The organism is Cutibacterium equinum (assembly GCF_028021195.1).
Lineage (GTDB): Bacteria > Actinomycetota > Actinomycetes > Propionibacteriales > Propionibacteriaceae > Cutibacterium > Cutibacterium equinum.
Map to the genome: position 1 here is coordinate 1,265,197 of NZ_CP115668.1, position 12,542 is coordinate 1,277,738.

Below are 12,542 nucleotides of genomic sequence, written 5' to 3' on the forward strand. Positions count from 1 at the left end.
GGCTGAGAGTAATGCGTAATGTCACCGTGTTGGTGTTGTGTGTGGTCACGGTTCTGGCGGGGGCTGGCCTGATTTGGTGTGGGGTGACTGCGACTCCGACTCCGGACGGATGGAGTCGAGACCGTGAGGGGGCGCTGGTGATTCCGGCTCCTCATGTCGGCCATGATCCTCATCCCTCGCCTGTTGGGCCGGTGGCGCAGTCTGCGCCTGGTCAGAGCGGATCGAGGGTGATCATTCCAGCGGTGGGGATTGATGCCCGGATCGCTGGCAGGTTGAGCCAGCGTGATGACGGGGGGTGGTATCCGCCTGCTCACGGTGTGGCATGGGCTGCTGGGTCGGCACCGTTATCGGCTGCATCGGGTACGACTACGTTGGCGGGTCATGTCTGGTCGACTGGTGAGCCAGGCGTGTTTTTCCGTCTTCGGGAGGTCCGTGTTGGTCATGAGATCGCCGTGACCGATGAGGGGCGGCACCTGAGCCGGTACCGGGTCACCGACATCACGGTGACCCCTAAAGCGATGCTTCCGCCGTCGGCGTGGGGTACTCGTTCTGGTCCCCGCCGCCTGATTCTGGTGACGTGTGGTGGTCGCGAGACCGGTCGCGCCGGTCATCGGTCGTGGGACAGTAATGTGATCGTGGTAGCAGAACATGTGAAGGATGTCTGATGCGAATCAATAAAGGATTAGTTGTGATGGCTGTGGTAGCAGTGGGTGCTACCGGATGTACTCATGGGGGTGGTGTCAAGGCTGAGCCTGCCGCTCAGATGGTCTCGACACCGACGCCGTCGGCAGTGCACTTTACCCCGGGCCAGACTCCCGATGTGTCGCCGACGCCGAGTCGCGTGGTGACGCCAACGTCGCGTCCTCGGGCCGCTACGTCTACCCCGAAGGCGGCTAGTTCGTCGGCCCACAGCGTTCCGGTAACTCGGAAAACGGTCCACGCCGCATCTCACACAGTTGAATCGGCCGCGACCCACGAGACGCGTCGGTCGGAGCACGCACATCATCCCCGTGGCAGGTCTGTGTCTGGGGCAACCAGCGCGACGACACAGAAGCCAGTCCGCGCCGCATCTCATCGAGCGCGAAAGCCTCAGTCGGCGCGCCGTACGGGTGGCTCGGCTGCATCGGTGGCTGGGTTTGCGCCGGGGACGTCGGTCAGTGCTGCCCAGTCTCAGCAGGTGATGGTCGCCGATCGTACGTCTGGGACACATGGAACGTGGGCCCGTTATCAGTGGGAAGGACCTTCGAAGGGGTGGGTGAAGGTTTCTGCCTCTGGTGTGGGCTCAGTGTTTGGGTCTCGCGGTGTTGTTGCGGCCTCTCAGCGTCGTCAGGGTACGAACACGACTCCGGCTGGCACGTTTGGGATTGTCTCGGCTTTCGGGGTGGGTAATCCTGGCACGAAACTGCCCTACCGCAAGATCGGTCGGTGTTCGTGGTGGATTGGGGACCCGACCCAGCGTGATTACAACCGGTGGCGTGAGGACTGCTCGGCGCTGTCGAAGTCCGACAATGAGCATTTGGCTGATTATGCGGGGTCGTTGTATCGGCAGGCAGGCGTGATTTCATACAACTATTACTCGCCTACCCGTTACGGTGCCGGATCGGGCTCCGCGATTTTCCTGCACTACGCGACTCAGTACACGGGCGGCTGTGTGGGAGTCAATTCGCATTCTGAGCTCAACGCGACCTTGCGGTGGCTTGATCCTGCGAAGAATCCCCGCATCGTCATCAAAGCATGACACAGCTTGAGAGGACCTTTATTCATGCTTAAGCGTACTATTGCAGCCCTCGTGGCTGGCAGTGTTGCCACGATCGTTCCGGCTGTTTCTCCTATAACTGAGTCTCATGCGATGCCGTCGTCGGGTCTGGTGGCGGCGACGACGACGTTGAATGTTCGGTCGTGTGCGTCGGCGCGGTGTAGCCAGGTGGGTCTGCTCCACCGTGGCTGGCACGTGGGTGTCCGTGGGGCCTCGCGTAACGGGTGGACGCCGGTAAGTTACCGGGGTCGCGCTGCGTGGGTGGCCTCCCGCTACGTGGTCGCGAAGCCGCGTCCAAGTGATGCTGCGGGGCAGTCTCATGCGGTGCCGTCGTCGGGTCTGGTGGCGGCGACGACGACGTTGAATGTTCGGTCGTGTGCGTCGGCGCGGTGTAGCCAGGTGGGTCTGCTCTACCGTGGCTGGCACGTGGGTGTTCGTGGGGCCTCGCGTAACGGGTGGACGCCGGTAAGTTACCGGGGTCGCGCTGCGTGGGTGGCCTCCCGCTACGTGGTCGCGAAGCCGACTTCTGCTTCCTCGCCGTCTGACACTAGCCGCCCCCAGCCTCGCCCGCGGCCGACGAAGGCCCCCGCGAAAACGGTGTCTCAGTATGCGCCTGGCACGCATGTGTCGTGGCGCACTTCGCGGCAGGTGATGGTCGCAGATCACACGTCGGGTACTGACGGCACCTGGGCGCGCTACCAGTGGGAAGGTTCGTCGCGTGGTTGGGTCAAGATGTCGCCTAGCGGGGCCGTTGCTCACTTCGGCAAGCATGGTGTCAAGCCGGGAAATCGCCGTGTGCAGGGAGACATGACGACTCCTGCTGGCACCTACGGGTTTGTGACGGCGTTCGGGTCGGGTAACCCGGGCACGAAAATGCCGTACCGTACGATCGATTCGTGCTCGTGGTGGATCGGGGATCCTGCCGCCAGTGACTACAACCGATGGCGTCAGGATTGCCGCTCGCTGTCGCGCTCCGATAACGAGCACCTGGCCGATTACGTGCACAGGCAGTACATTCAAGGGGCTGCCCTGGACTTCAACTATTACTCGCCGGTACGTCGCGGTCACGGGTCAGGGTCCGCGATCTTCTTGCATTACGCCACCAACTACACCGCTGGCTGTGTGGGCCTGGAGTCTCTGTCGGAGCTCAAGGCCACGCTGCGTTGGATGGACCCGGCCCAGAACCCCCGCATCGTCATCAAAGCATGAGCGTTTTTGCGGTGGATCGGTAGGTGAATCCTTAGGACGTTGAGAGGGGGCAGACAGCGATGTCTGCCCCCTCTCGTTCGTGTTTAGGGGGTGTGTTCTGGTGGTGTTCTGGTGTGGGGCGTGTGAGTGTGTCGGTGAGGGTGTTTAGGGTTTCAGCATGATGAGAATCCAGCAGGTGCAGCCGTGTCAGCAGGTCCAGCAGGTCCAGCCGTGGCAGCGGGTCCAGTCGGGTGGAATGGTTCGGCGTCGTCGCAGGTCGGGCGTGTTTCCGATGGTGTGTGGTGTGGTGCTGCTGATTGGTGGTTTGGCGGGCCTGCGGTGGTGGGTGTGGTTTGTGTCTGTGCAGCCTGCGGGTTCTTGGGTGTGGGCTGAGGGGCCGTTTCGGGTATTGCTGGGGCTGTGGTGGTTGAGTTATGCGGCGTGGGTTGGGTTGACGCTGATGGTGTTTCATCGGCGTGTGGAGTCGCGTGGCTTTTTGGTGATGTTGTTGGTTCCGACGGTGGCGTTGGGGTTGGGTGTGATACTGCTTCCGTTCGTGTGCAGGCCTGGACGTCGCCGGTGATCACGTTACGGCGTGGACTCCGACGGCGGTCTCGGTGGTGGTGTCTAGCTACCGACACCCGAGGTCACAGGTTCAAATCCTGTCCCCGCTACCGAGATTCGGGCCTTGACTAGCAGATACGCTAGTCAAGGCCCGAAGTGTTTTCAGCATCGGACCGCCGCTGGGACTCAAACTGGGACTTAAGATTCACGTTTCTGTCATCATCGACGCCTACGAGACGTGTCGCGTCCTTCGCCACCGATCACATGAGTGACGATGAACTCCCTAACGGTTTCAATGACAGCGCAATAACACCCATCAACCCCACCGCTAGCACCCCACACACACGCTCACCACGCCGGAATGCAGGCAGGAACCCCAAAGAAACTCAACACCGACCACAGCCCACCAGCGAACACACCAGCATCACCGCAACCACACAGGTCAACTCACCAGCAGCACGCAGCGTGTTGTTTATCAACGCTTCCCGTCGATCTGTGACAGCCGCGGCTTCCCGTGTAGCCTCAGCCAACGCACGAGGCTCACGTTTCTAACGCTCCGCTGATAATCGATGTCGAGGGCTGACTAGCCTGAACGGCCTACATTCGGTGCACGGGTAACTCGAGGGTGGCGCGACAGCCGTCGTCTTGGTTCTTGAGCGAGAACGCTCCCCCATGCGCCTTGGCAACCGAAACCACGACGGGTAGCCCCAACCCTGCGCCTTCTCCGGGACGGGGTGTGCGGGCCTCGTCGCCTCGCCAACCTGAACGAGTGGCGTTCGCAAGCGCCTCGGGCGACAGTCCGCCGCACTGGTCCTGGACCTCGATCCTAGCCTTACCGCCAACCCTCGCCACCGTCGCGGTGACAACGCTGCCGGCACTCGTGTAGGTGACGGCATTGCTGAGCAGGTTTTGAATCGCCCGCGACACTTGCGACGCATGGACTTCCGCTTCCACGGATTCGTCGGGCTGGAACTCCAACCGAACGTCACGCTTCGTGGCCAACGGCGCGATCTGGGCGACCTGGTCGCTCAACAGGTCCGTCAAGTCAACCAGGTCGAACGAAACGTCAGGTTTCGTCGCGCTGATGTCGGATAGGGCCAGCATGTCCTCAACCATCTCGCTGACCCGCTTAGTTTGTGCGATGATGCCCGCGTAATAACGCTTCGGATCCGGCGCCACCTCGTCCTCAAGCGCTTCGGCCATTGCCCGAATCCCGGCCAGCGGCGTGCGCAGATCGTGACTCATCCCGGCAATCAACTCCCGGCGACCCAGTTCTGCGTCAATCTCCGCTTGACGGCGTCTCGTGTCAGCCACGGACAGCACACCTATCAGTAGTGCGACAGGTGCCGTCGCCGCCAACAAAATCAGCGGCACGCTGGGGTCCAGCAGCATCCGCTGAACGCCCACCCAAACGCCCGCGGCAAGGGCAAGCACCACCGTTACCGGACCAGCGAACGCGCTAGCCCGGGCATGGGTGCGCGCCAAGCGATGGGTGATCAAGGCGCCCAACACTCCTATGACGAGCGTTGCCGCTACGGCCTGAAGCACCTCCGCGATCATGGCTGTGGATCCCACCGGTAGCCGTGACCCCACGCCGTCACCAGGCGGGTGGGAGAGGACGGCTCGACCTCTAGTTTCCCTCTAAGGCGTCTGACATGCACCGTCACAGTGGACGGATCGCCGCAGTCCCAGCCCCAGACGGCGGCCATCAATTCGTCCCGGCTCCACACTTTGCCCGGTTGCTGCACCAGAAAGGCGAGCAGATCAAACTCGCGCAGCGTCAAGCTGATTTCCCGGCCTGACAAGGTGACTCGCCTGGCCGACAGATCAACGACGAGGTCACCGTCAACGATTGTTTGTTCGGTCTGGTGACGGGCATTAGCGCGCCGCAGGATGGAGCGAACACGCAAGACGAGTTCGCGTGGGCTGAATGGTTTGGTGAGGTAATCGTCGGCCCCCAATTCCAGCCCTAGGATACGGTCGCTCTCGCCCGACTTCGCGCTGAGCACGATGATCGGGGTCTCCACCCCCGCCGCCCGGGCGCGCCTGAATACTTCCAGGCCGTCAATCCCAGGCAACATGAGGTCGAGTACTGCCGCGTCGACCTCGCCGGAGAGCAAAAGGTTGAGGCCAGTAGCGCCATCAGGAGCGTCTATGACGTCGTGACCGTCCGCGCTCAGGTAGTCATGCACAACCTGCCGGACGTAAGCATCGTCGTCAACGACCAGGACTTTACTCACCGCGACAGCATATGCCTCAGCCGTTGAGCTACCCGAATGTGAAGGCATTCGCCCGGACTCCTTTGGGGAGGCGCAGGACCAAGGTGTCGTCGGTCGCGTTGGGAGACCGCACCAGCTTGTACAGCCGTGACGATTGGACAGTGACCGCCCCGTCACGCACATCCGCCCCTCCGGGACTATGACTGGAGTTAAGGCTGACGCCCACGCGCCTCGGGGAACCGTCAACGCTGCTCAAGACGAGGAACACCTCGCGGCCCGTGAAGTGGTACTTCAAGACCCCGTCCGTCTCGCTGACGATAGATTCGTCGTCGACGCTGAAGTCACCGTCGAGAGTCCAGTTATTTAGCGGCAAGTCGGCGGCCCGGTAGCGCGACCTCCCCTTCCTCAGTCCCGGCTGTCCAACAAACCCTTCCGCGCGGTCAACGCCGAGATAGGTTTCCGGGCTCTGCACGTGGTGCGCGAAGCCCTGTTCTGGGCGGGCGTCTCCTCGTTTCTTGACCTCGAGGAGCTCCGTGATTTTAGCCTCCGCCTCGCTGTACCCTCCTTCTCCGAAGTGGGACCACACGATGTTTCCTTGCTTGTCGACGAGGTACTTTGCCGGCCAGTACTGGTTTTGATAGGCCTGCCAGGTAGCGAAGTTATTGTCGAGCGCGACGGGGTACCGGATGTGGGCGTCTTGCACGGCGCGTTTGACGTTTGCGGGCACCTTCTCGAACGCGAACTCGGGCGCGTGCACGCCAATGATCTCGAACCCATCGTCGTGGTACTTGGAGTACCAGTCGTTCAGATAGGGCTGCGTACGGATGCAGTTGATGCAGCTGTAGGTCCAAAAGTCGACGAGCACGACTTGGCCGCGGAGTTCGCTTAGTTTGAGTGGCTTCGAGTTGATCCATTCCTGGATGCCGGTGATTTCCGGGGCCGCGCCGCTGGACGTGGCGCTGTCGTGCTGTTCGCGTGGGACAGGCTGGCTGGTTGGGACGAGTTTGCGCTCGACGTTGCTGACGACGGGGAGGTGGTCGACGCTCCAGGTCTGCACACGTTTATCCAGACCCGTCGCGACGAGAATGCCGACGATGATGAACAGCACGGCGATGCTGCGCTGGAACCAGCCTTTCGGGTTCGCGGCCCAACCGAGGCGAGAAATGAGCTTCCGCCCGGCCAGAGAGACCCCGAGCAAGGTGCCGGCCATACCGACGCAGTAACACGCCAAGTAGATCGTGCCGACGGTTGGGTTGGCTGGCAACACCGTCGCGATGACCCAGGCGTAGGTGGGGCTACAACTAGAAAACACAGGCCCAAGCGCTATGCCCGTTAAGACGGCGCCCAGCGTCGCGGACTTACCGGACTTGGCGCTCTCCAGCAGCGCATGACTTTTGCTGTTTAGCCTGGTCCACTCGGAGATTCTGGCCCACAGCCCGGGGAGGAGCATCGCCACGCCGAGGGCAGACACCAGGGCGCCGGACGCGATCGCCCACACGCGCGGGTCAATGCCGATGAGCGCCGTCGATACCTTGAGCAATAGCGTGAACACGATGAGGGAGACGGTGAGGCTGGCGGCAATCAGGTACGGCCGCCGTCGGCCCCCTGGAGTTACGGACCCACCCACGATAACGGGCAGGAAAGGCAACACACAGGGGGCTAGGACGGAGAGCGCCCCGGCCAGCAGAGATAGCAAGGCGACTAGCATGTTTGGTTACCTGAGGTGGTTCGCGAGGTCCTGCGTGCTGGTCGCGGAGAACTTCTTGATCAACTTGTCCATGTCATCGACGACAGCGAACGTGTGCTGCATTGTGACTCCGTATTTCTTCTTGAGCTCAGACGCCTTGTCGTAATCCACCTTGACGATGGTGTAACCCTTTAGCCCCTCTACTTTGCCGGCCTTGAGGTCTTTATCAATCGCCCGACAATCGGGGCACCACGACGCGGCGAAGAAGTAAACAGCCTTGTTGCCGGCTAGTTTGGACTTGTCGTTGACGTAATCGGCGTAGTCGATGTATAGCGGGCCGGACATCATCTTGGAATTCTTGCCCCCCATCTTGTCGTCTTTAATTGTGGATGAGGGCTCCGTCATGGCCGATGGGCTCATTTTGTGGTTCATTCCGTCGCTCATAGTGTCGGACGGCTTGGCCATTGCAGACGCGCTCATCTTCTCGCTGGGCTTGGCCATCATCTTCGAATCGTCCGATCCGCAGCCGGACAGAGCAGCCAGCGCAACGATGGCGGGGACCAAAATCAGTGCAGTGTTTTTGTTCATGTCTCAACCCTGTCGCTACGGTCATTACGGCCATCAGGGGCGAAACCTTACAGAATTATTGCGATTTGCCGAATGACGGCAGCTCGGTTCGTAGAGACGACAGTTATGCGCCACAATCGCGAAGAAGCAAGACAGCCCTGCACAAAGCGCGGTAATGAAGAAACAAGCGAAAGCCATAACGCCTCTGCGATGTCGGTGACGGGGAGATCACAGGTTCAACTCCTGTCCCCGCTACCACCGGAAGGCCGGTTCACAAGGAGCAATCCTCGTGAAGCGGCCTTTTCTCGCGCTCCCCGTGGGCTGAGGAACCGCTGCGGGCAAGCTTGATAGCTGGTCGACTGCTCTCAAGACGACGTTGTGGTCCACGGTCAGGCTCGACACGTCCCCGGCGTCATCGTCGGAGTCATGATGGCACTGCTCGAACGTCTTGTCATCAGTCGCCGTCCGGCACGCGATCGGTGGCAACATAGGCGAAGATGATCGTGCTACCCATGGCTTTCGCATGTTCAACGCCGGTCGCCAATACTGCCTACGGAATATCCGGCATTATGCCGACAATGATCGGGCGGCTCTTCATCGTTCCTCGAGGTAAACGTTCGTATGTCATCGATGCACGGTGGTCGGTTACGTTCTGGTACGTAGCCATCTCGGGTTGCTGCTCCGCCATAATCGTCTCCTAGATGTGGCGGCACGTCACCGACATAGTGCATAGTGCAGATTACCCATCACCAAGCGATCTCGTAACTGACGATCACCTCAGGGTGCCAAGCACCGCGGACTCCAGAGCAGGTACGAGGTTGACCGACCCCAGCAGATCGTCGGGATGTTCGACGAGACGAGCGACGCCGTAGTGACTTCCGTCGCGTAGCGCACCGGCCACCACACGGACCTCCTGCCGCTTGGGATGGCCTGCAACGAAGGCTGCGGCCTTGTCTGGATCGTCTGGGATCTCGTCGGCGCACTCGTCCGGCAGGAACACCCGTTCGACGCAGATGGCCGCTCCGTCAACGGCATCCCCCCATGTCGTCGTAGCAAGGGTCTGACCCAGTTCCTCCCCAGGGTTGAAGTCATCCTGTTCGATGCTGGACAGGCTGTCCGGGCTGCCCACGGCGAGTTGACCGGCAAGGGAAGGCTCGGCCTTGACGAGGTCGACGGTCCGTACCAATGCGAACAGGCGAGGCGGACCGCCCCAGCTCGACTTCCCCACGAACCTTTCGATTTCAGTCAAACATGCCACGAGCGCGTCATTGACCGACGGGTTCTCGTGTCCGCAGTTGTCGGCATCCTGGCACATGTTCTCGTCCTCATCATTCAGCAATGCGGTACTCCCGTTCCCCCTCTGCGGATCTTCTGGATGGCCGCGATGGCGTCTTTGAGGCTTGAGACCTTGACCAGACGCACTGAGGTGTCGAACCCACTGACGTCGCGGCAATTGCCTGCCGGCACGAGGAAGATCTTGGAACCGTCTCGCTCGGCCCCGGCGATCTTCTCCTGGATCCCGCCGATGGCAATGACGTTGCCGTCAGGGGAAATACTCCCGGTCGCGGCAATCCGCAGCGAACCAATGAGGTCGTTCGGGGCAACCATCTGATAGATCGACAGGGCCATGGCAAGCCCGGCTGACGGACCACCGATGTCTTCCGGGATCGCATAGGTGATCGTCGGGGCGTATCGGTATCCCGTGTCGACGGTGATGCCGACGGCAGGAGCTCTGCGATCCCTGACCGATGAGACAGTCGTCACGGCAATCGTCTTCTCAGCGGAGCCGCGCAGCACCATGAACACCACCGTGTCGCCCACGGCATGTTCGCGCACCGCCTTACCGACGTCGACGAGGGAGGCCGCCGGCTTCCCATCAACTTTCTCGATGAGGTCACCAGGCTTGAGTTTTCCATGAGCCGGGCCAGCCGCACTGACGGCACTGACCATCGGCATCTCAGTAACGGGCTGGCCTGCAGCGCGTAGAGCGGCCACAGCAGCGTCACGCTGAGAGGTGTCCATCATGTAGGACTCCTCGTCATTGACCTGCTGAACAGAGCGACCTGGAGGATAGATGGTCTCCCGCTCCAAGACGTCATGATCCGGGCGACTGTGGTCAACCAAGGCTTCTGCAAGGCTGAGACGCGCATCCGCCCGGGTGATGGAGACCGTCGTCATCCTCACCTCCCCCTCGCTATGCCGAGTGGTCAAGCCGTCGATCTGAATCATCGGCCTGCTCTGCTCGTTGGTCGAGATGAGGTTCACGGTCTGTCCCGGCGATCTGGCCACGAAGGGGATGGGCACGATGATCAGGGCCAGCACGCACAGCAGCACGACAAGAGCGGACGAGATTGCCGTCCACCGAGTGGGGAATCGCACCCCTCGGCGGGTCTCGACATCGACCGCAGTGGACGTGGTTGCGGGCGTGCCGGAGCCATGTGCCGGTGAGTTGGGCGTGGTCGACTCGGACATGGTGGCCATGCTAGCCGGAACGGGCAATCATTTTTCCGCGACGACGACGGCTCTAGACTTGGCGAGGACACCACGACGAGCGAACGGAGACGGGAATGAACGACGGACCCCAGAATCCTGGGCAGCCCGACCCCGAGGAGATGGCCGAGCAGTTGCGCCGCATGATGGAGCAACTGGGCCTGCCCGCCAATGGTGACCTCTCCTCTTTCATGACCCAGTTGTCCCAGATGCTCGCCTCAGGTGGCCCGGTCGTTTTTGGAGCCCCCGGATCCGATCCGAGCGAGGGGCCGGTCGACTGGTCTCACATCAAGGACATGGCTCGCCACTTCACGGCCTCCCACGGCCCCGATCCGACGCCAGGCCAGCAAGAACGCATGGCTTTGCTGGACGCATCACGTCTTGCCGACAGTTGGTTGGACCGCGAGTGTGAGTTTGCCCAGGTCAACACGCCACCAGCCTGTTGGAGCCGCGCGGAATGGATCGAGCACACCTTTTCGTCATGGCAGTCGGTCGTCGAGCCAGTGCTGGTCTCCCTGACCGAGGCGATGACCGGGCTGATGTCACCGGATGGCCCCGACGACCCAATGGCTGCTTTCACCCAGATGATGGGGCCGGTGCTGCGTCGGATGTCGGCCATGCTCTACGGAGCCCAGCTGGCTCAGGGCCTCGGTGAACTGTCGACCTCCACGGTGACGGGAACCGAGATTGGTCTCCAGGTGCTGTCGGTACCGCAGGTCGTCCTTCTCCCGACCAATATCGCCGCGTCATGGAATGATCTCGACCTCGATCCCCGAGATGTCGAGCTGTACCTCGTGCTGCGTGAGTCGGCTCGTCAGCGTCTGTTCAATGCGGTCAGTTGGCTCGGACCACAACTGCTGGCCCTCGTTGAGCACTATGCACGCGAGATTCGCATCGATTCCTCGGCCATTGAGGACGCCATCGACATCGATGACCTGTCCCACCTGACCCCGGAGAAGGCCCAGGACATGGCCGAGCGGTTGCAAGGACGCCTCTTCGAGCCGACTCGCACGCCAGAACAAGAGGGTGTTCTTGCACGTCTGGAAACCCTGCTCGCCCTGATCGAAGGATGGGTCGACGAGGTGACATTCCAGGTCGCTCGCACCTGGCTTCCCAGCCACGATCAGCTGGCCGAGGCGGTACGTCGTCGCCGCGCCACGTCCGGTCCTGCCGAGGTGTTCTTCCAGTCCCTGCTTGGTCTGGAGCTTCGCCCTCGCCGCGTTCGCGACGCAGCCAACCTGTGGGCGGCGCTGCGCGATGCCCGTGGCACTCTCGGACGCGATCAGGTGTGGAACCACCCCGACCTCGTGCCGACTGCCGCCGACCTCGACGACCCGTTGGGCTACGTCTCAGGTGATCGTCAGGGCCCCGCTGAAGGTGGCGATGATCTGGACGCCGAGTTGGAAAAACTGCTGCGCGATCACGGTCAGGACGACTGAACCGACGGATCGTCGGGGTGGTGTTCGGGGGAATCGGATCCCTCGGACACGGCCCACTGGTACCCATTGAGGAACCCCTCTGCACGCTGAGCGTCGGGAAAGCCTGCGAGCAGCTCGTGAAAGTGCCGGTTGTGGGTGGCTTCCACCAGATGGCACAGCTCATGGGCCAGAACATGATCTATCACCCAGGCGGGAAACCCGACCATGCGATCTGAGAGTCTGATCTGTCCGGTTGCCGGGGTACAGGATCCCCACCGGGTGTTCTGGTTCGAGACCCACCTGACTGAGGTGATCTCGACCGGGTGTCCTACCTGCGGCTCAAGGTGAGTCCGACACAGCCGACGGGCCCGACGTGTCAGTTCTTCCTGGGTCGCACCGAGACGTTGTCGAGCCCGGGATCGCGTCACTTTGTCGACCAATTCCATGACTTGACGGTTCTGCTCGGCTTTCGGCATCCCCATGGGGACCATGACGAGGACGGACTCCCCCTCCATCCGTGCGCTCACGGTGCGGTGGCGTCGAGAACTGCGTCGAATGATGATTTCCGGCCTGCCTCCGCGCGCCGCGATGATCTCATCGGTGATCGTCCTGCCAGCCATGTGACCATCATGCCCGGTGCGTATGACACTGCC

General features: G+C 61.8%; 11 protein-coding genes and 2 pseudogenes. 5 read left to right on the forward strand and 8 right to left on the reverse strand.

Translation table 11 applies throughout. The features are described 5' to 3' along the window. Nucleotides 1-11 precede the first annotated feature (11 nt). The 4 genes and pseudogenes from O6R08_RS11425 to O6R08_RS05830 all read left to right on the forward strand — a co-directional run bounded on the left by O6R08_RS11425 (nt 12) and on the right by O6R08_RS05830 (nt 2,965). Nucleotides 12-665, forward strand: a complete 654-nt coding sequence (locus O6R08_RS11425) for a class F sortase (RefSeq protein WP_408640099.1) — start codon at nt 12-14, stop codon at nt 663-665. Between the two features lie 590 nt (nt 666-1,255). Continuing rightward, the gene (locus O6R08_RS05825; protein ID WP_271417298.1) at nt 1,256-1,738 is read left to right on the forward strand and encodes a L,D-transpeptidase family protein; all 483 of its coding nucleotides are present in this window, start codon (nt 1,256-1,258) and stop codon (nt 1,736-1,738) included. 111 nt (nt 1,739-1,849) lie between these two features. Continuing rightward, nucleotides 1,850-2,206 (forward strand): annotated as a pseudogene (locus tag O6R08_RS11430) (SH3 domain-containing protein); the annotation flags it as partial. 198 nt (nt 2,207-2,404) lie between these two features. After that, nucleotides 2,405-2,965: a L,D-transpeptidase family protein gene (locus tag O6R08_RS05830; protein WP_271417299.1), complete on the forward strand. Its 561-nt coding sequence runs from the start codon at nt 2,405-2,407 to the stop codon at nt 2,963-2,965. 1,140 nt (nt 2,966-4,105) lie between these two features. Here O6R08_RS05830 and O6R08_RS05835 read toward each other — a convergent pair. The 7 genes and pseudogenes from O6R08_RS05835 to O6R08_RS05865 all read right to left on the reverse strand — a co-directional run bounded on the left by O6R08_RS05835 (nt 4,106) and on the right by O6R08_RS05865 (nt 10,462). Further along, the gene (locus O6R08_RS05835) at nt 4,106-5,068 is read right to left on the reverse strand and encodes a sensor histidine kinase (RefSeq protein ID WP_271417300.1); all 963 of its coding nucleotides are present in this window, start codon (nt 5,066-5,068) and stop codon (nt 4,106-4,108) included. Beyond that, nucleotides 5,065-5,748, reverse strand: a complete 684-nt coding sequence (locus O6R08_RS05840; protein ID WP_271417301.1) for a response regulator transcription factor — start codon at nt 5,746-5,748, stop codon at nt 5,065-5,067. Before O6R08_RS05840 ends, O6R08_RS05835 begins: the two co-directional genes overlap by 4 nt. 28 nt (nt 5,749-5,776) lie before the next feature. Next, nucleotides 5,777-7,435: a cytochrome c biogenesis protein DipZ gene (locus tag O6R08_RS05845; RefSeq protein WP_271417302.1), complete on the reverse strand. Its 1,659-nt coding sequence runs from the start codon at nt 7,433-7,435 to the stop codon at nt 5,777-5,779. Between the two features lie 6 nt (nt 7,436-7,441). Further along, entirely contained in the window at nt 7,442-8,002 is a 561-nt protein-coding gene (locus tag O6R08_RS05850; protein ID WP_271417303.1) for a thioredoxin family protein, read from the reverse strand. 448 nt (nt 8,003-8,450) lie between these two features. Further along, nucleotides 8,451-8,609: pseudogene (locus tag O6R08_RS05855) on the reverse strand (universal stress protein); the annotation flags it as partial. Between the two features lie 144 nt (nt 8,610-8,753). After that, the gene (locus tag O6R08_RS05860) at nt 8,754-9,317 is read right to left on the reverse strand and encodes a PPA1309 family protein (RefSeq protein ID WP_408640152.1); all 564 of its coding nucleotides are present in this window, start codon (nt 9,315-9,317) and stop codon (nt 8,754-8,756) included. Further along, complete coding sequence (locus O6R08_RS05865) at nt 9,314-10,462, reverse strand: YlbL family protein (protein WP_271417304.1); 1,149 nt, start codon at nt 10,460-10,462, stop codon at nt 9,314-9,316. Before O6R08_RS05865 ends, O6R08_RS05860 begins: the two co-directional genes overlap by 4 nt. Nucleotides 10,463-10,548: 86 nt before the next feature. Here O6R08_RS05865 and O6R08_RS05870 point away from each other — a divergent pair, with 86 nt between their 5' ends. After that, nucleotides 10,549-11,910 (forward strand): zinc-dependent metalloprotease, encoded by a 1,362-nt coding sequence (locus tag O6R08_RS05870; RefSeq protein WP_271417305.1) that lies wholly within the window; start codon nt 10,549-10,551, stop codon nt 11,908-11,910. On the opposite strand, the gene O6R08_RS05875 is transcribed toward O6R08_RS05870, so the two are convergent. Beyond that, complete coding sequence (locus O6R08_RS05875) at nt 11,898-12,509, reverse strand: M48 metallopeptidase family protein (protein ID WP_271417306.1); 612 nt, start codon at nt 12,507-12,509, stop codon at nt 11,898-11,900. The two genes, O6R08_RS05870 and O6R08_RS05875, sit on opposite strands and share 13 nt — an antisense overlap. Nucleotides 12,510-12,542: the final 33 nt, after the last annotated feature.

What these genes read in the sequence shown, in the direction of transcription:
- O6R08_RS11425 (WP_408640099.1), top strand. Translation starts at nt 12, where the DNA reads ATGCGTAATGTCACCGTGTTGGTGTTGTGTGTGGTCACGGTTCTGGCG.
- O6R08_RS05835 (WP_271417300.1), bottom strand. Translation starts at nt 5,068, where the DNA reads ATGATCGCGGAGGTGCTTCAGGCCGTAGCGGCAACGCTCGTCATAGGA.
- O6R08_RS05845 (WP_271417302.1), bottom strand. Translation starts at nt 7,435, where the DNA reads ATGCTAGTCGCCTTGCTATCTCTGCTGGCCGGGGCGCTCTCCGTCCTA.
- O6R08_RS05850 (WP_271417303.1), bottom strand. Translation starts at nt 8,002, where the DNA reads ATGAACAAAAACACTGCACTGATTTTGGTCCCCGCCATCGTTGCGCTG.
- O6R08_RS05865 (WP_271417304.1), bottom strand. Translation starts at nt 10,462, where the DNA reads ATGGCCACCATGTCCGAGTCGACCACGCCCAACTCACCGGCACATGGC.
- O6R08_RS05870 (WP_271417305.1), top strand. Translation starts at nt 10,549, where the DNA reads ATGAACGACGGACCCCAGAATCCTGGGCAGCCCGACCCCGAGGAGATG.
- O6R08_RS05875 (WP_271417306.1), bottom strand. Translation starts at nt 12,509, where the DNA reads ATGGCTGGCAGGACGATCACCGATGAGATCATCGCGGCGCGCGGAGGC.